Origin of the sequence: Pseudomonas sp. ML2-2023-6 (genome assembly GCF_037055265.1) — a bacterium.
GTDB classification, from domain to species: Bacteria; Pseudomonadota; Gammaproteobacteria; order Pseudomonadales; family Pseudomonadaceae; genus Aquipseudomonas; species Aquipseudomonas kulmbachensis.
The window spans coordinates 270,313-292,654 of the sequence record NZ_CP146347.1; the positions used below are offsets into that span (position 1 = coordinate 270,313).

At 58.4% G+C, this 22,342-nt stretch carries 17 protein-coding genes; 11 read left to right on the forward strand and 6 right to left on the reverse strand.

Annotated elements, in window-relative coordinates; translation table 11 throughout:
* The first annotated feature begins 23 nt into the window (after positions 1–23).
* Complete coding sequence (gene msrA / locus V6L79_RS01115) at positions 24–671, forward strand: peptide-methionine (S)-S-oxide reductase MsrA (protein WP_261740032.1); 648 nt, start codon at positions 24–26, stop codon at positions 669–671.
* 162 nt (positions 672–833) lie between these two features.
* Here msrA and V6L79_RS01120 read toward each other — a convergent pair whose 3' ends face one another.
* A complete protein-coding gene (locus V6L79_RS01120; protein ID WP_016783239.1) occupies positions 834–1,670 on the reverse strand; it encodes a 23S rRNA (adenine(2030)-N(6))-methyltransferase RlmJ in 837 nt (278 codons plus the stop codon).
* Between the two features lie 169 nt (positions 1,671–1,839).
* Positions 1,840–3,327, reverse strand: coding sequence for a sodium/proline symporter PutP (putP, locus tag V6L79_RS01125; protein ID WP_261740033.1), 1,488 nt, complete (start codon positions 3,325–3,327; stop codon positions 1,840–1,842).
* 478 nt (positions 3,328–3,805) lie between these two features.
* Here putP and putA point away from each other — a divergent pair, with 478 nt between their 5' ends.
* Positions 3,806–7,759, forward strand: a complete 3,954-nt coding sequence (putA, locus tag V6L79_RS01130) for a trifunctional transcriptional regulator/proline dehydrogenase/L-glutamate gamma-semialdehyde dehydrogenase (protein WP_261740034.1) — start codon at positions 3,806–3,808, stop codon at positions 7,757–7,759.
* Positions 7,760–7,825: 66 nt separating this feature from the next.
* On the opposite strand, the gene V6L79_RS01135 is transcribed toward putA, so the two are convergent.
* Positions 7,826–8,407, reverse strand: coding sequence for a hypothetical protein (locus V6L79_RS01135; RefSeq protein WP_338579703.1), 582 nt, complete (start codon positions 8,405–8,407; stop codon positions 7,826–7,828).
* A gap of 246 nt (positions 8,408–8,653) precedes the next feature.
* Here V6L79_RS01135 and V6L79_RS01140 point away from each other — a divergent pair, with 246 nt between their 5' ends.
* From V6L79_RS01140 to V6L79_RS01155, 4 genes are all read left to right on the forward strand, one after another.
* A complete protein-coding gene (locus V6L79_RS01140; RefSeq protein ID WP_321834918.1) occupies positions 8,654–10,396 on the forward strand; it encodes a potassium/proton antiporter in 1,743 nt (580 codons plus the stop codon).
* Positions 10,397–10,431: 35 nt separating this feature from the next.
* On the forward strand, positions 10,432–13,779 hold the full coding sequence (mscK, locus tag V6L79_RS01145) for a mechanosensitive channel MscK (RefSeq protein ID WP_338579704.1): 3,348 nt from the start codon (positions 10,432–10,434) through the stop codon (positions 13,777–13,779).
* A gap of 145 nt (positions 13,780–13,924) precedes the next feature.
* Positions 13,925–15,388, forward strand: coding sequence for a protein adenylyltransferase SelO (gene selO / locus V6L79_RS01150; RefSeq protein ID WP_338579705.1), 1,464 nt, complete (start codon positions 13,925–13,927; stop codon positions 15,386–15,388).
* Positions 15,389–15,866: 478 nt separating this feature from the next.
* On the forward strand, positions 15,867–16,142 hold the full coding sequence (locus V6L79_RS01155) for a DUF3077 domain-containing protein (protein WP_261740039.1): 276 nt from the start codon (positions 15,867–15,869) through the stop codon (positions 16,140–16,142).
* Here the strand turns inward: V6L79_RS01155 and V6L79_RS01160 are convergent.
* Together V6L79_RS01160 and V6L79_RS01165 are read right to left on the reverse strand one after the other, a co-directional pair.
* Positions 16,135–16,536 carry a type II toxin-antitoxin system HigA family antitoxin gene (locus V6L79_RS01160; protein WP_261740040.1) on the reverse strand — a complete coding sequence of 134 codons (402 nt, stop codon included), beginning with the start codon at positions 16,534–16,536 and terminating at the stop codon, positions 16,135–16,137. The two genes, V6L79_RS01155 and V6L79_RS01160, sit on opposite strands and share 8 nt — an antisense overlap.
* A 5-nt stretch (positions 16,537–16,541) precedes the next feature.
* Positions 16,542–16,829: a type II toxin-antitoxin system HigB family toxin gene (locus V6L79_RS01165; protein WP_261740041.1), complete on the reverse strand. Its 288-nt coding sequence runs from the start codon at positions 16,827–16,829 to the stop codon at positions 16,542–16,544.
* Between the two features lie 306 nt (positions 16,830–17,135).
* Between V6L79_RS01165 and V6L79_RS01170 the strand changes: the two genes are divergently transcribed.
* Together V6L79_RS01170 and trxC are read left to right on the forward strand one after the other, a co-directional pair.
* The gene (locus V6L79_RS01170; protein WP_261740042.1) at positions 17,136–18,932 is read left to right on the forward strand and encodes an SLC13 family permease; all 1,797 of its coding nucleotides are present in this window, start codon (positions 17,136–17,138) and stop codon (positions 18,930–18,932) included.
* A gap of 152 nt (positions 18,933–19,084) precedes the next feature.
* Positions 19,085–19,525, forward strand: a complete 441-nt coding sequence (gene trxC, locus V6L79_RS01175) for a thioredoxin TrxC (RefSeq protein WP_261740043.1) — start codon at positions 19,085–19,087, stop codon at positions 19,523–19,525.
* Here trxC and V6L79_RS01180 read toward each other — a convergent pair.
* Positions 19,522–20,295 (reverse strand): ParA family protein, encoded by a 774-nt coding sequence (locus tag V6L79_RS01180; RefSeq protein ID WP_261740044.1) that lies wholly within the window; start codon positions 20,293–20,295, stop codon positions 19,522–19,524. The genes trxC and V6L79_RS01180 overlap by 4 nt on opposite strands.
* Positions 20,296–20,542: 247 nt before the next feature.
* Here V6L79_RS01180 and V6L79_RS01185 point away from each other — a divergent pair, with 247 nt between their 5' ends.
* From V6L79_RS01185 to V6L79_RS01195, 3 genes are read left to right on the forward strand one after another with little or no spacing between them, the layout of a single operon-like run.
* Positions 20,543–21,319: a beta-ketoacyl synthase chain length factor gene (locus V6L79_RS01185; RefSeq protein WP_338579706.1), complete on the forward strand. Its 777-nt coding sequence runs from the start codon at positions 20,543–20,545 to the stop codon at positions 21,317–21,319.
* On the forward strand, positions 21,295–22,104 hold the full coding sequence (locus tag V6L79_RS01190) for a lysophospholipid acyltransferase family protein (protein WP_321836550.1): 810 nt from the start codon (positions 21,295–21,297) through the stop codon (positions 22,102–22,104). The genes V6L79_RS01185 and V6L79_RS01190 overlap by 25 nt, the downstream gene beginning before the upstream one ends.
* A complete protein-coding gene (locus tag V6L79_RS01195; protein WP_261740046.1) occupies positions 22,079–22,339 on the forward strand; it encodes a phosphopantetheine-binding protein in 261 nt (86 codons plus the stop codon). Before V6L79_RS01190 ends, V6L79_RS01195 begins: the two co-directional genes overlap by 26 nt.
* Positions 22,340–22,342: the final 3 nt, after the last annotated feature.

Below are 22,342 nucleotides of genomic sequence, written 5' to 3' on the forward strand. Positions count from 1 at the left end.
CACTCTGACAGAGGACTTGAACCATGGTCTTGCGCTCGGAAATCCTGGTGAATAAAAACGTGCTACCCACTAAAGAACAAGCCCTGCCGGGCCGCGACACCCACGTACAGCTACCCGAAACCCATTACGTCACCGGCGAGCCGTTACTGGGCCCATTCTCGAAAAATGTGGACTTTGCGATTTTTGGTCTGGGCTGCTTTTGGGGCGCAGAACGCAAGTTCTGGGAACGCGAAGGCGTTGTCAGCACCGTGGTCGGTTATGCAGGCGGCTACACGCCAAACCCGACTTACGAAGAAGTCTGCTCGGGCCTGACCGGCCATACCGAAGTGGTACTGGTGGTCTACGAGCCAGAGATCATCAGCTACAAACAATTGCTGGCAATGTTCTGGGAACTGCATAACCCGACCCAGGGCATGCGTCAGGGCAACGACATCGGCACCCAGTACCGCTCGGTGATCTACTGCACCACGCCTGAGCAACTGGAAGAGGCACTGGAGAGCAAAAAAGTGTTCCAGACTGAGCTGGACAAGGCTGGCTTGGGCACCATTACCACCGAAATCGAACAGGCCCCCACGGTCTACTTCGCCGAGGCGTACCACCAGCAATACCTGGCGAAAAACCCACAAGGCTATTGCGGCATTGGCGGCACGGGCGTGACCTGCCCGATTTGATCTAACACCAAGCCGCCCACTGTAGCCGCTGCCGAAGGCTGCGTTCGGTTGCGAAGCAATCGTAAATTCATAGAATGCGATTCAACTGACAGTACGCAGACTCTGACTTTGCGACGGCTACGCCGCCGGACGCAGCCTCGCAAGCTCGGCAGCTGCTACAGGTTATTCCGCGATCAACCACTCCATCTGCCAGCCGCCCTGGGTTTGCCCCAGTTTCTTGGCCAGCCACGGCAGCAGTTCACGCAGCTCCTCTTCCAGACCCCAAGGCGGGTTGGCAATGGCCAAACCGGAGCCATTGAGGCTGTTGGGCGTGTCCAGCGGATGAACGAACAACTCTACCTGCAGCAGTTTCGGCGCACCTGAACCCGCCAGGTCCTGATAAAAACGACGCAGTTGGCGCTTGTCCTTGATCGGATACCAGATCGCCACAACGGTCTGACGCATGCGGCTAATCGCGTCTTTCAACGATTCGGCGCAGCGCTTCATTTCATCCAGCTTCTCGAACGGCGGGTCGATCAACATCAGCCCACGCTTCTCGGCCACTGGCAGCAGCGCCCGCGGCACATGCCAGCCTTCCCCAAGATGCACGGCAACACGGCGGTCACCCTTCATGTTGTCTTTGAGCAACACGCCATCTTCGGGGTGTTTTTCGTTCAACAGCACGCGATCCTGGGAACGGGTCAAGCGTCGAGCCCACTCCGGTGAGCCCGGGTAATAGCGCAACTCGCCATCCGGGTTCATCTTGTGCAGCACCTGCATGTAATCGTCAGTCACCGCAGGCAGGTCTTTCTGACCCCACAACCGTGCGATACCTTCCAGATACTCGCCTGTACGATTGGCCTGATCGCCCTTGAGGTCGTACAAACCAATACCGGCGTGGGTATCGAGGTAGGCAAAAGGCTGCTCTTTGCGCGACATCAGGGCGATGAGGCGGGTCAAGACGATATGTTTGAAAACGTCGGCGTGGTTGCCGGCGTGGAAGGCGTGACGATAATTCATGGTTGCTCCTGCGCAGGAGGTGAAGTTTACCTTGTACACATCCTGACGTCAGGTGCCAGGCGGTTTTTCCGAGATACGGTGAAAACCCGCTGGCAAAAAAAAACGGCCCGTCTCACCAGGAGACAGGCCGTTTTAGAACACCCTCAAGTCAGCGCATGCGCTTACCTGATCAGCGGTTCAGCTTGAAGTCTTTCTCAGCAGCATCGAAGCGCTCAATCATGCCCTTGGTCGGGCCTTTGCCAGTGTGGCTCACCAGCACGATGGCCAGGCTGCCCAGGATAAAGCCCGGGATGATTTCGTACAGGCCGAACAGAGCGAAATGCTTCCACACGATCACGGTGAAGGCACCGACCAGAATACCGGCCAACGCACCATTGCGGGTCATGCCTTTCCACAGTACCGAGATCAGTACCACTGGACCGAAAGCAGCACCGAAGCCTGCCCACGCATAGCTCACCAGACCCAGAACACGGTTCTCAGGGTTGGCCGCCAGAGCGATAGCGATCAGCGCAACCAGCAACACCATGGCGCGACCGACCCATACCAGTTCCATCTGGGATGCATTTTTGCGCAGGAAAGCCTTGTAGAAGTCTTCAGTCAGGGCACTGGAGCACACCAGCAACTGGCAGCTCAGAGTACTCATGACCGCAGCCAGAATGGCCGACAGCAGTACACCGGCAATCCATGGGTTGAACAGCAGCTTGGCCAGCTCGATGAACACACGCTCAGGGTTTTCGTTCACTGGGCCTGCTACTTCCGGGTGTGCCGAGAAGTAAGCGATACCGAAGAAGCCCACAGCGACCGTACCGGCCAGACACAGGATCATCCAGGTCATGGAGATACGGCGCGCCTTGGCGATCGACTTGACCGAATCAGCAGCCATGAAACGCGCCAAAATGTGCGGTTGGCCGAAGTAACCCAGACCCCAGCCCATCAGCGAGATGATGCCGATGAAGGAAGTACCCTTGAGCATGTCGAAGTTGCTTGGATCCTGAGCTTCAATGGCCAGGAACGTGGTGTCCACGCCGCCAGTGGCCAGCAGCACGATAATCGGCGTGAGGATCAGCGCGAAGATCATCAGGGTGGCTTGAACGGTGTCAGTCCAGCTCACGGCCAGGAAGCCGCCGATAAAGGTGTAGGCAATGGTCGCCGCAGCACCGGCCCACAAAGCAGTTTCGTAAGGCATACCGAAGGTGCTTTCGAACAGACGGGCACCGGCCACGATGCCGGAAGCGCAGTAGATGGTGAAGAACACCAGAATCACGATGGCCGAGATAATCCGCAACAAACCGCTTTTATCTTCAAAACGGCTGGAGAAGTAATCCGGCAGGGTCAGCGCATCACCGTTGTGTTCGGTCTGTACCCGCAGGCGACCGGCAACAAACAACCAGTTCAGATAAGCACCGGTCACCAGACCAATGGCGATCCAGCTTTCCGACAAACCGGACATGTAAATCGCGCCCGGCAAACCCATCAACAGCCAGCCGCTCATGTCGGAGGCGCCAGCGGACAACGCAGTTACAACACTGCCCAGGCTACGGCCACCGAGAATATAGTCAGAAAGGTTGTTGGTGGAGCGATAGGCCATAAGGCCGATCAGCACCATTGCCGCGATATAGATCACGAATGTGATCAGGGTTGGGTTACTAACACTCATTTAAAAAGCCCTGGCATTGTTTTTATGTTTAGCGGCGGTCTGGCCGTACGCTCACAAACGTCCTGTTTGAGACGATTAACCTTGCCGCGCATTTATGACTGACGTTTCCCCAGGAAAATCATCAGTTGATGAACCATAACGCAGGAAGAAAAATCTAACCTGCAGCCGGTTGCACCTTGGGCGCGAATGCTATGCAACAAAGCAAATAAGGTGCAACCAGTTTCTATCACCTAAGTTGCACCTTGTCGCCTTTTCGTCTCAATTCAGTATTTTTGCTCCTTTTCGGAGCAAAAACAGCGCAAAACCATCGAAATAGCACCAAGCCGACGCACCCTTTCGGCTGTGTTGAAATATTCCTGACGAAGTGTCGAACAATCTGTAAAAAAACGGGTTGCACTAGGTTGCACCTCTCCCGGCGCAGCGCTAATCTTGCCGCCAGCTGCTGCCACGCAAATGTGGCACCCATGAGGATAAAAATATGGCTACCACCACCCTTGGGGTCAAACTTGACGACCCAACCCGCGAGCGCCTCAAGGCTGCCGCGACCTCGATTGATCGCACGCCACACTGGCTGATCAAGCAGGCAATCTTCAATTACCTGGAGAAACTCGAGGGTGGTGCAACCCTTAGCGAGCTGAGCGGTATCCCTGGCAGCGCCAGCGATGACGCCGACGACGCACACGCCGATCACGCGCATCAGTGCTTCCTGGAGTTTGCAGAAAGCATCCTGCCGCAATCGGTACTGCGCGCAGCGATCACCTCTGCTTACCGTCGCCCGGAACCCGAAGTGGTGCCGATGCTGATTGAGCAGGCCCGCCTGCCAGCCCCGATGGCTGAAGCTACGCAAGCCCTGGCCGCCTCCATTGCCGAAAAACTGCGCAACCAGAAGAGCGCCGGTGGCCGTGCCGGTATCGTGCAAGGCCTGCTGCAAGAATTCTCCCTGTCATCCCAGGAAGGCGTGGCGCTGATGTGCCTGGCCGAAGCGCTGCTGCGCATTCCGGACAAAGGCACCCGCGACGCCCTGATCCGCGACAAGATCAGCACCGGCAACTGGCACCCGCACTTGGGCAACAGCCCGTCGCTGTTCGTGAATGCCGCGACCTGGGGCCTGCTGCTGACCGGCAAGCTGGTATCGACGCACAACGAAGCAGGCCTGACCTCCTCCCTGAGCCGCATCATCGGCAAAAGCGGCGAGCCGATGATCCGCAAGGGCGTCGACATGGCCATGCGCCTGATGGGCGAGCAGTTTGTGACCGGCGAAACCATCGCCGAAGCCCTGGCCAACGCCACGCGCTTTGAAGCCAAGGGCTTCCGTTATTCCTACGACATGCTCGGCGAAGCTGCACTGACCGAACATGACGCGCAAAAGTACCTCGCGTCCTACGAGCAAGCCATCCACTCGATTGGCAAAGCGTCCCACGGTCGTGGCATTTATGAAGGCCCGGGCATCTCCATCAAGCTCTCGGCCCTGCACCCGCGTTACAGCCGCGCCCAGTACGAGCGCGTGATGGACGAGCTGTACCCGCGCCTGCTGTCGCTGACCCTGCTGGCCAAGCACTATGACATCGGCCTCAACATCGATGCCGAAGAAGCCGACCGCCTCGAAATCTCGCTCGACCTGCTGGAGCGCCTCTGCTTCGAACCGCAACTGGCTGGCTGGAACGGTATCGGTTTCGTGATCCAGGCTTACCAGAAGCGTTGCCCGTACGTGATCGACTATGTGATCGACCTGGCTCGTCGCAGCCGTCATCGCCTGATGATCCGCCTGGTGAAAGGCGCGTACTGGGACAGCGAAATCAAGCGTGCCCAGGTCGAAGGCCTGGAAGGCTACCCGGTCTACACCCGCAAGGTGTACACCGACGTGTCCTACATCGCTTGCGCGAAAAAACTGCTGGCCGTTCCAGAAGCGATCTACCCGCAGTTCGCCACTCACAACGCCCAAACCCTGGCGGCGATTTACCACATCGCCGGCCAGAACTACTACACCGGCCAGTACGAGTTCCAGTGCCTGCACGGCATGGGCGAACCGCTTTACGAACAGGTTGTAGGCAAGATTTCCGACGGCAAACTGAACCGTCCGTGCCGTGTGTACGCCCCGGTTGGCACCCACGAAACATTGCTGGCCTACCTCGTTCGTCGCTTGCTGGAAAACGGCGCCAACACCTCGTTCGTTAACCGCATTGCCGACCACACCATCGCGATCCACCAGTTGGTGGCCGACCCGGTGAGCCAGATCGAGCAGATGGCTACAACGGAAGGCGGCTTCGGTTTGCCGCACCCGCGTATCCCGCTGCCGCGTGACCTGTATGGCAGCGAACGCGCCAACTCCAGCGGCATCGACATGTCCAACGAACACCGCCTGGCGTCGTTGTCCTGTGCATTGCTGGCCACTGCCCACAACGATTGGAAAGCCGCGCCGATGCTCGGTTGCGACTCCAGCAACGAAGCCTCTGCACCGGTACTCAACCCGGCCGACCTGCGTGACGTGGTCGGTCATGTACAAGAAGCCACTGTTGAAGACGCCGACAAGGCCATCCAGTGCGCGCTGAGTGCCGCACCGATCTGGCAGGCCACCCCGCCCGCTGAACGCGCTGCGATCCTGGAGCGTGCCGCCGACCTGATGGAAGCCGAGATCCAGCCACTGATGGGCCTGCTGGCCCGTGAAGCCGGCAAGACCTTCGCCAACGCCATTGCCGAAGTGCGCGAAGCCGTCGACTTCCTGCGTTACTACGCAGTGCAGGCGCGCAACGACTTCACCAACGATGCCCACCGCCCATTGGGCCCGGTGGTCTGCATCAGCCCATGGAACTTCCCGCTGGCAATCTTCAGCGGCCAGGTCGCTGCTGCCTTGGCTGCCGGTAACCCGGTACTGGCCAAACCGGCGGAACAAACTCCGCTGGTTGCCGCTCAGGCTGTGCGCATCCTGCTCGAAGCAGGCATCCCGCAGGGCGTGCTGCAATTGCTGCCGGGCCGTGGCGAAACCGTGGGCGCACGCCTGGTCGGCGACGATCGGGTCAAAGGCGTGATGTTCACCGGCTCCACCGAAGTTGCACGCTTGCTGCAACGCAACGTGGCAGGCCGCCTGGATGCTCAAGGCCGTCCTATCCCGCTGATCGCCGAAACCGGCGGCCAGAACGCCATGATCGTTGACTCCTCGGCACTGACCGAACAAGTGGTTATCGATGTGGTGTCCTCGGCCTTCGACAGCGCCGGCCAGCGCTGCTCGGCGCTGCGCGTACTGTGCCTGCAGGAAGATTCTGCAGACCGCGTAATCGAAATGCTCAAAGGTGCCATGGCCGAATCGCGCATGGGCAACCCGGAACGTCTGAACGTGGACATTGGTCCGGTGATCGATGCCGAAGCCAAGGCCGGGATCGAGCAACACATCCAGGGCATGCGCGATAAAGGGCGCACTGTTTACCAGATGGCCATTGCCGATATCGAAGAGAGCAAACGCGGCACCTTCGTCATGCCGACCCTGATTGAACTGGAAAGCTTCGACGAGCTGGAACGTGAAATCTTCGGGCCCGTGCTGCACGTGGTGCGCTACAAGCGCAAAGACATCGACCAACTGATCGCACAGATCAACGCTTCGGGTTATGGCCTGACGCTGGGCGTACACACCCGCATCGACGAAACCATTGCCAAAGTGGTCAATAACGTCAATGCCGGTAACGTCTACGTTAACCGCAACATCGTAGGTGCCGTGGTCGGTGTACAACCGTTCGGCGGCGAAGGCCTGTCGGGCACCGGCCCTAAAGCCGGTGGTCCGCTGTACATGTACCGTCTGCTGTCGACCCGCCCAAGCAATGCGATCGAGCAGTCGTTCGCCAAGGTCGACGCCATTACCGCACCGGACACCCAGGCCCGCGACGCCATGAGCAAACCGCTCAGCGCGCTGCAAGCCTGGGCCACCAGCAACCAGCAACCAGCACTGGCCGAACTGTGCACCGAGTACGCTACGCACTCGCAAAGCGGCATTACGCGCCTGCTCAACGGCCCGACCGGCGAGCGCAACAGCTACGCAATCTTGCCGCGTGAACACGTGCTGTGCCTGGCTGAAGTCGAAAGCGACCTGCTGACCCAACTGGCTGCCGTACTGGCCGTGGGTAGCACCGCTGTACTGCCGCAAAGCGAGCTGGCCAAGGCCTTGGTCACCCGTTTGCCAAAAGAGGTGCAAGCACGCATCACTCTGGTGGCTGACTGGACCAAGGACGAAGTGATCTTCGACGCCGTACTGCACCACGGCGACTGCGATCAGTTGCGCGACGTGTGCCAGCAAGTGGCCCAGCGCACCGGCGCCATTGTGGGCGTGCAAGGTCTGTCCCAAGGCGAAACCAACATCGCTCTGGAACGTCTGGTGATCGAGCGCGCACTCAGCGTCAACACTGCTGCTGCTGGCGGTAACGCGAGCTTGATGACCATCGGTTGATGGTTTGAACGGGCAATAAAAAACCGGGCACCTGAAAAGGTTGCCCGGTTTTTTTACATCAAAAAATCAGCCTTCGAACATAAACACGAGATAGGCAACGAAGGCCATGTACAGCACACCCACAACCATCCACACAACATTGGAGCAAGTGAACGCGCTGTTGTGGCTGCCCTGCGGGTCGCCACCCAGCATATTGATCGCACGCTGAGCCTCGACAAACATCGCACAGCAGCTGGCTATCAACACAACGTTGGCGACAAACACAAACACCGTATCCGTAGGCCGGTTAAAGAACAGCGACACCAGCACCGCGAACATGACCAGCAGCATGATCAATAAGCCCCGGGTCTCCGGGTGCCAGAAGTATGAGCGCCCCGTCATGTCCAGGCCGTTCTGAACCTTGTCAAACAGCGAAAGAATAAAGAACGGCCAGAACACGGCACGCATCAACGGCATGATCGGTGCTCCGCTCACTTCTTTATATGACGCCCAGTTACGGTACGACCAATAAAATACGTACCCGCCCGCCGTCAGCGCATACAGCAAAATAAACTTGGTGACAGACACGACATACAGCGTGCTTCGCTCGTCATCAGGCCGCGATTTTTTGTCCACTAACGTACCGTCAGCCGCAGTTGCAGGGTTCATATCACATCCATGCACAAGTGGGAGGTCGCAGTAGACACAATTTGCCCAACATAAAAATGCAGTCAGATTCCCATTACCCTGTAAGAAAAAACCAAATCATCAACTGCGTGGCACCAAAAAAGCACATGCTGAAATTCATTCAAAACCTTTTTGACAGCCCGCCAATAACGCAGGTTAGAATCGCTGGCACGCAGACTGCATGTTTGGTTTGCGCCCTGTCTTTTTGAGTTTCCTGGAGTACTGCCTTTGAATGCGACGACCATCAACAGCCTGTTCTTGATCGGCGCGTTGCTGGTAGGTGCAAGCATCCTGGTAAGTTCCCTGTCCTCGCGTCTGGGCATCCCGATTTTGGTCATCATCCTTGCGGTGGGCATGACGGCGGGTGTCGATGGCGGCGGCATTATTTTTGACAACTACCCCACCGCTTATCTGGTGGGCAACCTCGCCCTGGCGGTGATTTTGCTCGATGGCGGCTTGCGCACGCGGGTCTCCAGTTTCCGCGTGGCGTTATGGCCGGCGCTGTCGCTAGCCACGGTGGGGGTGATGATCACCACCGGGCTCACCGGCCTGATGGCCGCCTGGCTGTTCAACCTCAACCTGATCCAGGGCCTGCTGGTCGGCGCCATTGTCGGCTCGACCGATGCGGCGGCGGTGTTCTCGTTGCTGGGTGGCAAGGGCTTGAACGAGCGGGTTTCCGCCAGCCTCGAGATCGAATCCGGCAGCAACGACCCGATGGCGGTGTTCCTCACCGTGACCTTGATCGACATGCTGGCCAGCGGCGAAACCGGTCTGCACTGGAGCCTGTTGCTAAATCTGCTGCGTGAGTTCGGTATCGGCGGCGCAGTCGGGCTGGCAGGTGGCTGGCTGATGCTGCAAATGGTCAACCGGATCAACCTGGCCAACGGCCTGTACCCGATTCTGGTGATCGCAGGCGGGCTGGTGGTCTTTTCCCTGACCAACGCCCTGCACGGTAGCGGCTTCCTGGCGGTTTACCTGTGCGGGCTAGTGATCGGCAACAGCCCGATTCGCAGCCGTCACGGCATTTTGCACATGCTCGACGGCATGGCCTGGCTGGCACAGATCGGCATGTTCCTGGTCCTTGGCTTGCTGGTGACGCCGCACGACCTGCTGCCTATCGCGATTCCGGCACTGGCGCTGGCGCTGTGGATGATCCTGTTCGCCCGTCCGCTGTCGGTGATGGTGGGCCTGCTGCCCTTCAAGGCCTTCCACGGCCGTGAAAAAGCCTTTATCGCGTGGGTAGGCCTGCGTGGCGCGGTGCCGATCATTCTGGCGGTATTCCCGTTGATGGCCGGGCTGCCCAATGCGCAACTGTATTTCAACCTGGCGTTCTTTATCGTGCTGGTGTCCCTTCTGGTGCAAGGCACCAGCCTGCCGTGGGTTGCCAAGCTGCTGAAGGTGACCGTACCGCCAGACCTGGCCCCCGTCTCCCGTTCGGCCCTTGAAGTGCATGTCACCAGCGAGTGGGAATTGTTTGTTTACCGTCTCGACGCACAAAACTGGTGCATCGGCGCGGCCCTGCGGGAACTGAAAATGCCCGATGGCACCCGCATCGCAGCCCTGTTTCGCGATCAAAAACTGCTCCATCCGTCGGGTAGTACGACGCTGGAAATTGGCGATCTGCTTTGCGTGATCGGCCACGAACACAACTTGCCAGCCTTGGGCAAACTGTTCAGCCAGCCGCCGAGCCGCGGCCTGGATTTGCGTTTCTTCGGCGACTTTGTGCTCGAAGGCGACGCCCAACTGGGTGCTGTATCGGCCTTGTACGGCCTGAAGCTGGACGGCATCGACCCCAACATTCCACTCAGCAGCTTTATTGCTCAGAAAGTTGGCGGCGCTCCGGTCGTCGGCGACCAGGTGGAATGGAACAACACCATTTGGACCGTCGCCGTCATGGACGGGAACAAGATCGCCAAAGTAGGCGTCAGATTCCCCGAAGGAAGTGCACCGGGGCCCGGGCTGTTCCTCTAAACTCCAACTTTCTGACCTTTGTCTGACCGGTATCTATGCCAACTCTGCGCACGTTTTTCGCAACCGTCCTGCTCGGTCTGAGCCTTTGTGTCGGCACGCTACACGCGGCCGAACCGCCTACCGCAGAAGCGGTACAGCAAAGCCTCGACAAAATTGCTGATCGCAAGCTGCCGGACGCCGACCTTAAAGCGCTGCAAGCAGTGCTCCAGCAGACCCTTGCCCTGCTGGCCAACAAAGCCGATTACGAGCAGCGCCTGAACGACGTGAAACAACTGCTCAGCAGTGCACCTCGCCAGACCAGCGAAAACCAGCGTGAACTATCCCGCCTCAAGGCCAGCAAAGCCATACCCGTGGCGCAGCGTTACAGTGACCTGCCCGTACCACAGTTGGAACAACTGCTGGCTGAACGCACCACGCAACAGGGCGAGTTGCAAAAAGCACTGGCCATTGCCAACAGCCAGAGCATTGCCGCGCAAACCCGGCCAGAGCGGGCGCAGGCCGAAATCAGCGCCAGCCAGACGCGCATCCAGCAGATCAGCACCACCCTGAAAACAGGGCGCGACAACGGCAAGCTGCTCACCCCCGATCAACGCAACCAGCTCAATGCTGAAGCCGCCTCGCTCACCGTACTGATAGCACTGCGTCGCCAGGAGCTGGCCGGTAACAGCCTGCTGCAAGACCTGAGCGGCAGCCAGCATGATCTGCTGCTGGAAAAAACCACGCGCCAGGATCAAGAAATCCAGGACCTGCAAACCCTGATCAACCAAAAGCGTCTGGCGCAGTCGCAACAAACCGTCACCGAGCAATCCCTTGAGGCAAAAAAATCCGGCAGCAGCAGCCTGCTGGCAACCGAAAGCGCAATCAACCTCAAGCTTTCTGACTACTTGCTGCGCAGTACCGACCGCCTCAACGAAGTCACCCAGCAGAACCTCGAAACCAAGCAACAACTGGACAACGTCACTCAAAGCGATCAAGCACTGGATGAGCAAATCAACGTGCTCAAGGGCAGTTTGTTGCTGTCCAAGATTCTCTATAAGCAGAAGCAAGCCCTGCCGCGCCTGCAAAAAATGGATAAGAATCTGGCAGACGAAATCGCCGACATTCGTCTATACCAGTTTGAAATCAACCAGCAGCGCGAGCTGATCAGCAACCCCACGACCTACGTCGATAACCTGCTGTCGACCCAGCCCGCCGATCAAGTCACTCCGCAGCTGCGTAAAACCCTGCTCGAACTGGTCAACACCCGCAGCGATCTGCTGGACCGCCTGAATCGCGAGTTAAGCTCGGTGCTCAACGAATCGATCACCCTGCAACTGAACCAGAAGCAACTGCTCAGCACCGCCCAAAGCCTGCGCGCCACGCTGGACGAGCAAATGTTCTGGATCCCCAGCAATAAGCCGCTGGACCTGGAATGGCTGGAAACCGCCCCGAGCCAACTGGTACAGCAAATTACCATCCTGCCTTGGGGTTCCAGCGTCACCGAGCTGGCAGAAGGCCTGGTGGAACGGCCGCTATTGTTTCTACCGTTTTTGCTGGTGGTAGCGGCCCTGCTGTGGAAGCGCAAATACCTCTACAGCAAGTTGAACAAAATCCATCAGGACATTGGCCACTTCAAGCGTGACAGCCAATGGCACACGCCGTTGGCGATCCTGATCAACATCCTGCTGGCAATGCCCCTTTCCCTGGCGCTGGCCCTGTGCGGTTATGCCCTGCAAACCGATGCCCGCGGCATGAACGCCAATACCGGCGCGGCGCTGGTCCAGATGGCCGAAGCCTGGCTGGTGTTCTACACCGCGTACCGGATCCTGGCACCCGGTGGCGTGGCCGAGTTGCATTTTCGCTGGGAAAAACCACTGGTTGCGTTCCTCCAGAACTGGATCCGCAAGCTCGGCTTTGTAGTGCTGGCCCTGGTGGCCGTGGTCGCCTTTGCCGAGCAGCAACCGGCGGCGCTGGCAGACGATGTACTGGGCATCCTCGTGGTACTGAGCTGCTATGCCGCTATGGCCTGGTTGCTGTGCCGCCTGTTGCTCAACGACTTTGAGACGGCGACCAAAGCCTATCGCCTGCGCAAGCTGCTCGGTTTTGCTTTCGCGCTGTTGCCGCTCGCGCTGTTTGTTGCCGTGTGCTTTGGCTACTACTACACCGCGCTCAAGCTCAGCGACCGCCTGATCAACACCCTCTACCTGCTGATGCTCTGGCTGGTGGTCGAAGCCGCCTTTGTCCGTGGCCTGGCGGTAGCCGCACGGCGCCTGGCCTACCAGCGTGCACTGGCCAAGCGCCAAGCTGCCAAGGAAGCAGGCGAAGGCAACGACATCGTCATCGAAGAGCCGACGCTAGACATCGAACAGGTCAACCAACAGTCTCTGCGTTTGATCCGTCTGGCCCTGCTGGCGGGCTTTATTGGCATTCTGTATTGGGTGTGGGCCGACTTGATCTCGGTATTTTCCTACCTGGACAACATCACCCTGTACGAGTACACCAGCGGCAGCGGCGCCAACATGAGCATGGTGCCCATCAGCATCGGCGACGTGATCGGTGCGCTGGTCATCATCGGCATCAGCATCGCGCTGGCGCGCAACCTGCCCGGTCTGCTGGAGGTGCTGGTGCTATCGCGCCTTGACCTGGGCCAGGGCAGCGCCTATGCCACTACCACCTTGCTGACCTACGTGATCATCGGCATCGGCTTTGTCTCGACCCTCTCGACCCTGGGCGTGAGCTGGGACAAGTTACAATGGCTGGTGGCCGCACTGTCGGTGGGCCTGGGCTTCGGGATGCAAGAAATCTTCGCCAACTTTATTTCCGGGATCATGATCCTGTTCGAACGCCCGGTACGGATTGGCGACACCATCACCATCGGCAACCTGTCGGGCACCGTGAGCAAGATCCGCATCCGTGCGACCACCATCACCGACTTCGACCGCAAAGACATCATCGTCCCGAACAAAACCTTTATTACCGGGCAACTGATCAACTGGTCGCTGACCGACACCATCACCCGCGTCACCCTGAAGCTGGGGGTCGACTACGGCTCCGACCTGGACCTGGTCAAACACTTGCTGCTCAAGGCCGCGCAAGAAAACCCGCGAGTGCTCAAAGACCCTGAGCCCCACGTGTACTTCCTGAACTTTGGCGCCAGCACCCTGGACCACGAATTGCGCATGCACGTTCGTGATCTGGGTGACCGTAACCCGGTGATCGACGAAGTTAACCGCTTTATCAACCGCGAATTCAAGAACCACCACATCAACATCTCGTTCCAGCAGATGGAGGTGTACCTCAAGAACTTGCAGGGCCAGGAATACAAGCTGGTGCCCGTTGGGCCAGAAGCGCCGGTGGAACCCACACCACCGCAGCAAAAGCCGCAACTGGGCAAGCTCGATTAATACATACACCTTGTAGCCGCTGCCGCAGGCTGCGATAAGGGCCGCAGGACCTTCAGTTTTTTGAAGGCTGCTTCGATGCCCATCGCAGCCTGCGGCAGCGGCTACAGGTTTTGCACACGCTTTAACCCTTTACTGGAGACGGTCATTGAAAGCCCTCGACGAACTGACTTTTGATAACCGCTTTGCTCGGCTGGGTGACGCGTTTTCAACCCACGTACTGCCCGAGCCTATCGACGCACCGCGGCTGGTAGTCGCGAGCGAGGCCGCTCTGGCAATACTGGATCTCGACCCGTCTGTTGCCCAGGACCCGGTATTCGCCCAACTGTTTGGCGGCCACACCCTGTGGGCCGATGCCGAACCTCGCGCCACGGTCTACTCCGGCCATCAGTTCGGCTCCTACAACCCGCAACTGGGCGATGGCCGCGGGCTATTGCTGGGCGAGGTCTACAACGATGCGGGCGAGCATTGGGACTTGCACCTCAAAGGCGCCGGCATGACCCCTTACTCGCGCATGGGCGATGGCCGCGCGGTGCTGCGTTCATCGATCCGCGAGTTCCTTGCCAGCGAAGCGCTGCATGCGCTGGGCATCCCCAGCAGCCGCGCCCTGTGCGTGATCGGCTCAGACACCCCGGTATGGCGCGAGACCCAGGAACGCGCCGCCATGGTCCTGCGCCTGGCACCGAGCCATGTGCGCTTCGGGCATTTCGAATATTTCTATTACACCAAGCGCCCCGAGCAGCAAAAGCAACTGGGCGAGCACGTACTGGCGATGCACTTTGCCGAGTGCCTGGAGCAACCCGAGCCGTATCTGGCGATGTTCCGCGAGATCGTCGAGCGCAATGCCGAGCTGATTGCCAAATGGCAGGCTTACGGCTTTTGCCACGGTGTGATGAACACCGACAACATGTCTATTCTGGGCATCACCTTCGACTTCGGGCCTTTTGCCTTCCTCGACGACTTCGACGCCAACTTCATCTGCAACCACTCCGACCACGAAGGGCGCTATTCCTTCAGCAACCAGGTGCCTATCGGCCAGTGGAACCTCAGCGCACTGGCCCAGGCGTTAACGCCGTTTATCAGCGTTGAAGCCCTGCGTGAAACCCTGGGGTTGTTCTTGCCGCTGTACCAGGCCCACTACACCGACCTGATGCGCCGCCGTCTGGGCCTGACCACCGGCGAAGACGCTGATCAACAATTGATCGAAACACTGCTGCAAAAAATGCAAGGCAGCAGCATCGACTACACCTTGTTCTTCCGTCGCTTGGGGGATTTGCCAGCCGAACAGGCTGTGGCGCAGCTGCGTGACGAATTTGTCGACCTCAAGGGCTTTGATGAATGGGCCGCGCAGTACGTAGCCCGGGTTGCCCGTGAAGGTGTGAGTGATGAAAGCGCCCGCCGCGAACGTATGCACGCGGTCAACCCGCTGTACATCCTGCGCAACTACCTGGCACAAAAGGCCATCGATGCGGCACAGGCCGGGGATTACAGCGAAGTGCAGCGCTTGCACAAGGTGCTGACCCAGCCATTTACCGAGCAAGCGGGTATGGAAAGCTATGCCGAGCGGCCACCGGAGTGGGGCAAGCATCTGGAAATCAGTTGTTCGTCGTAACTCGCTGCGTAGCAGTTGCCGTAGGAACGAGGCTACGTTCGGCGTGATACGGCATTCCGGCGCAGTCGTCGTAAAATCAGGCTCGTCGGTGTGTCAAGCAACACCGATACTCCGGGTTTGCGAGCGCTTCGCACTCGAACGCAGCCTCGTTCCTCGGCAGCTGCTACAAATCGTAGTATTTACTCTCACAGAGATTGTGGCTCGCTCCCGATTGACCCCTACCCCACCAGCCCCTATCCTCGCCAACGTCACGACACATTCGTGATCCGGTTTGACGGTCGGGCTCTTCATAGTGGAACGCATAGTCTAGAAATTCGTTCGGCACACTCGTGCCCGCATGAATGTTATGGCGACTGTGTGTGGGGCACCTTCGGGTGCGCCGGGTCCCACTATGACCGGTCCGTCAACCTGCACACAGTTGCCACCTTAAGTTTGACGGCGAGCGGTGGTAACTCTTACCTCATAGTGGAGTTTTCCAATGCCCCAAATCATCACCCAAACCCCAACCCCCTTCGGCCACAGCTTTAGCGGTGAAACCCTGTTCACCGTAAACCCCGGCATCCCGATCAACCTCGCGCTGGAACTGGCCGCCCAATTGCTCGGCAGTGCCACCGTTCTATGTGCGGAAAGCCAGGTCACCAGCCCACAAACCAGCCACAGCCTGACGTTCGCCAGCCTGCAACTGATTGAAATGAGTAAAGGGTTGATTGACGCCACGCTAGACCGCGTGGCGCAGGCACAAAGCCTCAGATAAACATGTCCACAGGCACTTTGAAGTAATCCGCCAGCCAGCGAATCTGTCGCACGTTGAGCTGGCGCTTGCCGCTGAGGATTTCGGACACCACCGACTGGGTGCCAACCCCCGGCAAATCGCTTTGGGTCAGCCCGTGCTCTTGCATCACCGAGCGCAATACATCGACACCGCTGGCCTTGGGCATCGGTCGATGCTCAAGGTCATAGGCCTCAACCCAGTCGCCGATGATGTCCACCAGGCTCATCAAGGGGTGACTTTCATCGTCGCCGATCAAGTCGCTCAGTTGATCAAGGGCTGCAACCAACGCGTCGTAATCTGCTTCGTTTTTTGGTTTGCGCAGCAGGGGTGACACAAACTGCCAGTGCTCTACCGCCTGTTCGACCAATGCATTCATTGTGCTTACTCCTTCCAGTTGCCCTTGTCATAGTCACGGTGATCCAGCACATGACGAATGTAGAGGCGCTGTACCCGATAACGCACCAGGGCAATCAGCCGCAGCTTGTTACCTCCCATATTGAAAACGTGAAACGAACCTACCTTGTCGGTGGCTGGGAAAAACGACCTTAACGCGGCAAAGTCTTCAGGGTTGAGGACCTTGATCTTGCGATACCACTCATCAAGAGCGTTCGCCGATTGCGGCCATTGTTCTTTCGCTTCCCAAATACGCTTGGCTGTTATCACTCGCATGCAACGTCCCTATCGCATCTTGCTATGGAGGCTAAGCCAGAGATCAGCAAATCGCAATGTGCGATAACGCCTCTCTGACTAATGGTGCTGTCGGTGTCTCGCGTCTAAGCCTAGATAAGGGGATGCGCCACTGGCTCAGCACTGTGTGTGCAAATACTTCGCCTGGACACTGGCATAACCAAATCGCATAACAACCTGCCCAAACAGTCTTAGACGAACTAACCCACCCTGATTATCGTGACGCCCGCGCGGCGGCTCTGGCCTGCCCGATACCTCATACGAGATTCGTTGCATTAAGGAAGACCCATGTCCTGGGACTCGCTCCCCCTGCTGTTTGTTGCCGCTTTGCTGGTCTGGCTGTTGGTGTCGTTTGTGCGCGAGAAGTGGAGCGCCGATGTGGTGGCTGCCATTGCCGTCGCCGCCCTGCTGGTCACGCAAATTCTCACGCCCCACGAAGTGTTGAGCGTGCTCAGCAACTCGGCCCCCGCCACGATTGCCTGCATGTTTGTGCTCTCGGCCGCGTTGGAACGCACCGGCTGCATTGATGCTCTGGGCAACTGGCTGGGCAATCTGGTGGGCGACCAACCGCTGCGGGTTCTGGGCGGGTTGATGATTACCGCGCTGGTGATTTCGGCTTTTTTGAACAACACCCCCGTGGTGGCCATTTTGACCCCAGTGGCAATTGCCTTGGCCAAGCGCGCCCACAGTTCACCTTCCAAGCTGCTGATCCCGCTGTCTTACGCCACGGTATTGGGCGGGATGCTGACGATGATCGGCACCTCGACCAATATTCTGGTGGACGGGGTCGCGCGCAAAGCCGGGCTCGCGCCTTTTGGCATGTTCGAAATCACTCAGGCCGGGCTGATGTTTGCCGCCGTGGGTTTTGTGTACCTAATGATTTTCAGCAACCGCCTGCTGCCTGATCGCGACAGCCTGTCCAAGCAACTGCGCCCGGAATTGACGCGCACCTTCATGAGCGAATTGCTGGTGCCCCACGATTCCCCCGTGATCGGCAAGACCCTGGCTGAAGCCGATCTGAATGGTGGCAGCGGCCTGCAAGTACTGAAGATTTTTCGCGACGAGCAAGAGCTTTCCACGCCTGAACCTACCACCCAGTTGCGCAGCGGCGACCGCCTGGTGCTGCACGGGCAAGTACAAAATGTGGTCGAACTGCGCGAAAGCGGCGTGCTGGCCTTTAACCGTGGCGACGCGTTCGAAACCATCAGCAACCACGATGTGATCCTCGCCGAGGCCATCGTGGGGCGAAATTCCCGCTACAGCCACCGCCCCATGCGCGACCTCGACCTGACAGCGCGATATGGCATTGCGGTGCTCGCGGTGCATCGTCAGGACGAAAACATTCAAGGCAATCTCGACGACCTGCACCTGCAATTTGGCGATGTGATTCTGGTCGAAGGCACACCTTCGCAAATTCGTCGTTTTGCCGAAAATGGCGACTTGATCAGCCTCAATACTGTCCTTGAGCGTGCATATCGCCGCGACAAGGCGCCGATTGCAATCATTTCCACGCTGGCGGTGATGCTGCTCGCAGCACTCGAGATCATGCCCATCGAAGGCTTGGCGTTGATCGCCGCCGTAACCGTGGTCGCCACCCGTTGCCTGGACGTGCAGGACGCCTACAAGGCGGTGGACTGGAAAATCCTCAGTCTGATTTTCGGCATGCTGGCCATCAGCATTGCGATGGATAAAGTCGGCCTGATCAATCTGGTGGTCAACCAGACCATGGCCGCCCTCCCTCATGCCGGGCCGCTGCTGATGCTGGGGTTTATCTATTTGTTGACCAGCATCCTCACCGAGATCCTCTCCAACAATGCCGTGGCGGTATTGCTGACGCCGATCGGAATTGGTGTGGCGCAGCAACTGGGCGTCGACCCGCGGCCATTCGTGGTGGCCGTGATGTTTGCCGCCAGTGCCAGCTTCGCCACGCCGATTGGCTACCAGACCAACACCTTTGTGTATAACGCGGGCGGTTACAAGTTCAGCGACTTTATGCGCATCGGCATCCCATTGAATGTGCTGATGCTGATCGTGGCGATGCTGGTGATCCCGTGGATCTGGCCACTGACGCCGGTGGCGGGTTGAGGGATTGTCTGCTGAACTGCACACCCTGAACCTGCAGTCGCTGGGGCAGGCGGCGATGGATTGCGCAGCATTCCTGATTTCAAAGGGCCTTCGGCCCTTATCGCAGCCTGCGGCAGCGGCTACACAGAGCCCTCTTTGTGGAGTATTTACCCATGACCGAACCGCTGCTGATCCCTTGCCCTCACTGCAACGGCCTTAACCGTATCCCCGCCGAACGCATCGGCGAGCACCCCAAATGCGGGCGCTGCAAAAATGCTGTGCTACTGGCCTTACCCTTCGATTTGAAACAAACCGACTATGCCAGCCAGATCAAAGGCGACCTGCCATTGCTGGTAGATGTCTGGGCAGAGTGGTGCGGGCCCTGCAAAGCCTTTGGCCCGATATTTGAGCAAGCCGCCAGCCAGCTGATCGGCAAATGCCGACTGGCCAAACTCGACAGCGAGGCCAATCAGCAACTGGCCGGGCAATTGGGAATTCGCTCGATCCCCAGCCTGATACTGTTTAAAAACGGCCGTGAAGTAGCTCGCCAGAGCGGTGCGTTACCTTTGCAGCAACTCACCGCCTGGCTGCGCAGCCAGGGCATCAGCGCTTAAGCGTTCTGATCCAGATAATCGTGCAACTCCACAAACTGTTGGGTCAGCTTGTGCCGCGGGTCGAAGTGAATCAAAGGCTGACACGCCTGATGTGACTCGCGCATACGCACGGAGCTGCTGAGGTACATCGGCAGCACCGGCAGCCCTTCGGCAATCAACTCATCAAGCATTTGCTGCGGCAGGCTGGCCCGGGCCTGGAACTGGTTGACCACGATGCCTTCGACCATCAGATCTTCGTTGTGGTCTTCTTTTAGCTCTTCGATTTCCGCCAGCAAGCCATACAGTGCCTGACGTGAAAAACTGTCGCAATCAAACGGAATCAATACCCGATCACAGGCGATCAGAGCCGATACAGCGTAAAAATTCAGTGCGGGCGGAGTATCGACATAAATGCGATCATAGTCTTCGGACAATTCATCAAGCAGTTTTCGCAGCTTGTTGATCTTGTGCTTGGCCTCAAGCTTGGGCTGCAAATCGGCCAGCTCGCTCGTGGCGGTAACAACGTGCAAATTCTCGAAAGGCGTTTCGTAAATATCGACCCGGTTTTTCTTCGAACCTACTCCGGCCGTCAAACTGTGCTTGAAGAAGTCGGCAATCCCCATCGGGATATCGTCGCCGGTCAGGCCAGTCAGGTATTGAGTGGAGTTGGCTTGGGCGTCCAGATCCACCAGCAATGTCCTGTAACCCTCGCTGGCACTGACTGCCGCCAGGTTGCACGCGATGCTGGATTTACCCACACCGCCTTTTTGGTTGAACACCACGCGCCGCATTTCAAAACCTCCGTGTACCAATGAGTAGCCGAGTGTAGATGGCCTTTGCGCGGCTTCGCTACCTTGCTACGAAATGAACTACAGCCTTTGGGCGTTTATCTGAGAAAACAAATAAACACCTCTCACACCTAAAGCGCATTGACCCTATTTTTTTCAGATCACAGACGAAACATACTGGAAATGTAAGCAAAATTTGCTACCAGCCAACTGCACCGGGATAATGTCGTCATTCTGTATTAGGTGCGGCATGGATCGATGCCCACTTTCGCATCAAGGAAGCCTGCAAGGGCGGGATGAAACTCCAGTGATCAATTTCAATATCGCCGCGTGGCGTGCCTGGGCTCCGGGCCTCGACAGCGTGGCCGATTGGCAAGCCTGGAGCCAGCAACCCAGCGTACCCGCTGCCAGCGACGCAGCACCCGACGTCTCGTTTTTACCCGCGATGCAACGCCGACGGCTCAGCCGCATGGCGCGCATGGCGTTCAGCGTCGGCTGGCCACTGGCACAAGGCCATGAAGGCCTGCCGCTGGTCTTTGCCTCGCGCCACGGTGAAACCCCCCGCACATTCGACATCCTGAGCGACCTGGCTGCCGACCAGCCCTTGTCTCCGACACAATTCAGCCTCTCGGTGCATAACGCGGTGATTGGCCTGTGGTCGATCATGCGCGGCGAGACCAGCGAGATGACCGCACTTGCCGCCGCCGGAGATGGCCTGGAACACGGCCTGATCGAGGCCTGCGCCCTGTTGAATGAAGGCTCGCCCGCTGTACTGCTGATCATCACAGAAGAACACCCGCCACAAGCCTATGCGCGCTGGATCGATGATGTGCCCTTCCCTTATGCCGTCGGCTTGCTACTGACACCGGGCAAGCAATGGCAGGTTTCGCTCACAAGCGCCGCCACCGGCAGCGCAAAAGCCCCGTGGCCCCATGCCCTGAACCTGTTACGCCACCTGCACGATGGGCAGGCATCATTCCAACACGTCTGGAACAACCGCGTCTGGAACTGGCAACACAGCCTGTGAGCCGCCGCGATGCTTATATTTGGCGCCTGATCGCCACAGCTATCAGTTTTGCACTGTTCGGCCTGGGGTGCCTGTGCCTGCGCCTGGTGATTTTCCCGGTGCTCAGTTGTCTGCCAGGAGACGCCGTTCGTCACCGCGAGCGCGTGCGAGCAACCGTAAGCCGATTGTTCTGGCTGTTTATCCGCACGATGGCCCGCATGGGCGTGCTGACCTATGACGTGCAAGGGGCCGAACGACTGGGGCGCCCGGGTCAGATGATCATCGCCAACCACCCGTCGCTTATCGATGTGGTTTTTTTGATCGGGCTGGTGAAAAACGCCAATTGCGTGGTCAAACAAAGCCTTTGGCAAAACCCGTTCACCCGAAGCCCCGTGCGTGCCACGCAGTACATCAGCAATGATGGCAGCGTCGACATGCTCGAGAGCGCCGCGGGAGCGTTACGTGAAGGCCAGACCCTGATTATTTTCCCGGAAGGCACACGCACGCTGCCGGGCCAGCCCCCGGCCTTTCATCGCGGCGCCGCCTCGATAGCGTTGCGGGGTGCGAAGATCCTCACCCCGGTGGTGATCAAGGTCAGCCCCACCACGCTGACCAAGGCCGAGCCCTGGTACCGCATACCCAATCGGCGGGTGCACTTCAGTTTTCGGGTCGGGGCCGATATAGATCCAAATACCTTTACTGCGCTTGGCCCACCGCCCAAAGCCTCGCGCCTGCTCAATGACTTCGTGCATGACTATTTTATTAAGGAGCTCGCCACAGATGAGCGATCTGAAAAGCGACATTAAACAGCTGATCATCGATGCCCTGGGCCTCGAAGACATCAGCATCAGCGACATCGGCGACGAACAGACCCTGTTTGGCGAAGGTCTGGGGCTGGATTCAGTCGACGCACTGGAGTTGGGCCTGGCGATTCAAAAAACCTACGGCATCAAAATAGACGCCGACGCCAAAGACACTCGCAATCACTTTTCCAACGTGGCCAGCCTTGCGGCTTTTGTCACCGCCAAACAGGCCGCCTGAGAC

What these genes read in the sequence shown, in the direction of transcription:
- msrA (WP_261740032.1), top strand. Translation starts at nt 24, where the DNA reads ATGGTCTTGCGCTCGGAAATCCTGGTGAATAAAAACGTGCTACCCACT.
- V6L79_RS01120 (WP_016783239.1), bottom strand. Translation starts at nt 1,670, where the DNA reads ATGAATTATCGTCACGCCTTCCACGCCGGCAACCACGCCGACGTTTTC.
- putP (WP_261740033.1), bottom strand. Translation starts at nt 3,327, where the DNA reads ATGAGTGTTAGTAACCCAACCCTGATCACATTCGTGATCTATATCGCG.
- putA (WP_261740034.1), top strand. Translation starts at nt 3,806, where the DNA reads ATGGCTACCACCACCCTTGGGGTCAAACTTGACGACCCAACCCGCGAG.
- V6L79_RS01135 (WP_338579703.1), bottom strand. Translation starts at nt 8,407, where the DNA reads ATGAACCCTGCAACTGCGGCTGACGGTACGTTAGTGGACAAAAAATCG.
- mscK (WP_338579704.1), top strand. Translation starts at nt 10,432, where the DNA reads ATGCCAACTCTGCGCACGTTTTTCGCAACCGTCCTGCTCGGTCTGAGC.
- V6L79_RS01155 (WP_261740039.1), top strand. Translation starts at nt 15,867, where the DNA reads ATGCCCCAAATCATCACCCAAACCCCAACCCCCTTCGGCCACAGCTTT.
- V6L79_RS01160 (WP_261740040.1), bottom strand. Translation starts at nt 16,536, where the DNA reads ATGAATGCATTGGTCGAACAGGCGGTAGAGCACTGGCAGTTTGTGTCA.
- V6L79_RS01165 (WP_261740041.1), bottom strand. Translation starts at nt 16,829, where the DNA reads ATGCGAGTGATAACAGCCAAGCGTATTTGGGAAGCGAAAGAACAATGG.
- V6L79_RS01170 (WP_261740042.1), top strand. Translation starts at nt 17,136, where the DNA reads ATGTCCTGGGACTCGCTCCCCCTGCTGTTTGTTGCCGCTTTGCTGGTC.
- trxC (WP_261740043.1), top strand. Translation starts at nt 19,085, where the DNA reads ATGACCGAACCGCTGCTGATCCCTTGCCCTCACTGCAACGGCCTTAAC.
- V6L79_RS01180 (WP_261740044.1), bottom strand. Translation starts at nt 20,295, where the DNA reads ATGCGGCGCGTGGTGTTCAACCAAAAAGGCGGTGTGGGTAAATCCAGC.
- V6L79_RS01185 (WP_338579706.1), top strand. Translation starts at nt 20,543, where the DNA reads ATGGATCGATGCCCACTTTCGCATCAAGGAAGCCTGCAAGGGCGGGAT.
- V6L79_RS01195 (WP_261740046.1), top strand. Translation starts at nt 22,079, where the DNA reads ATGAGCGATCTGAAAAGCGACATTAAACAGCTGATCATCGATGCCCTG.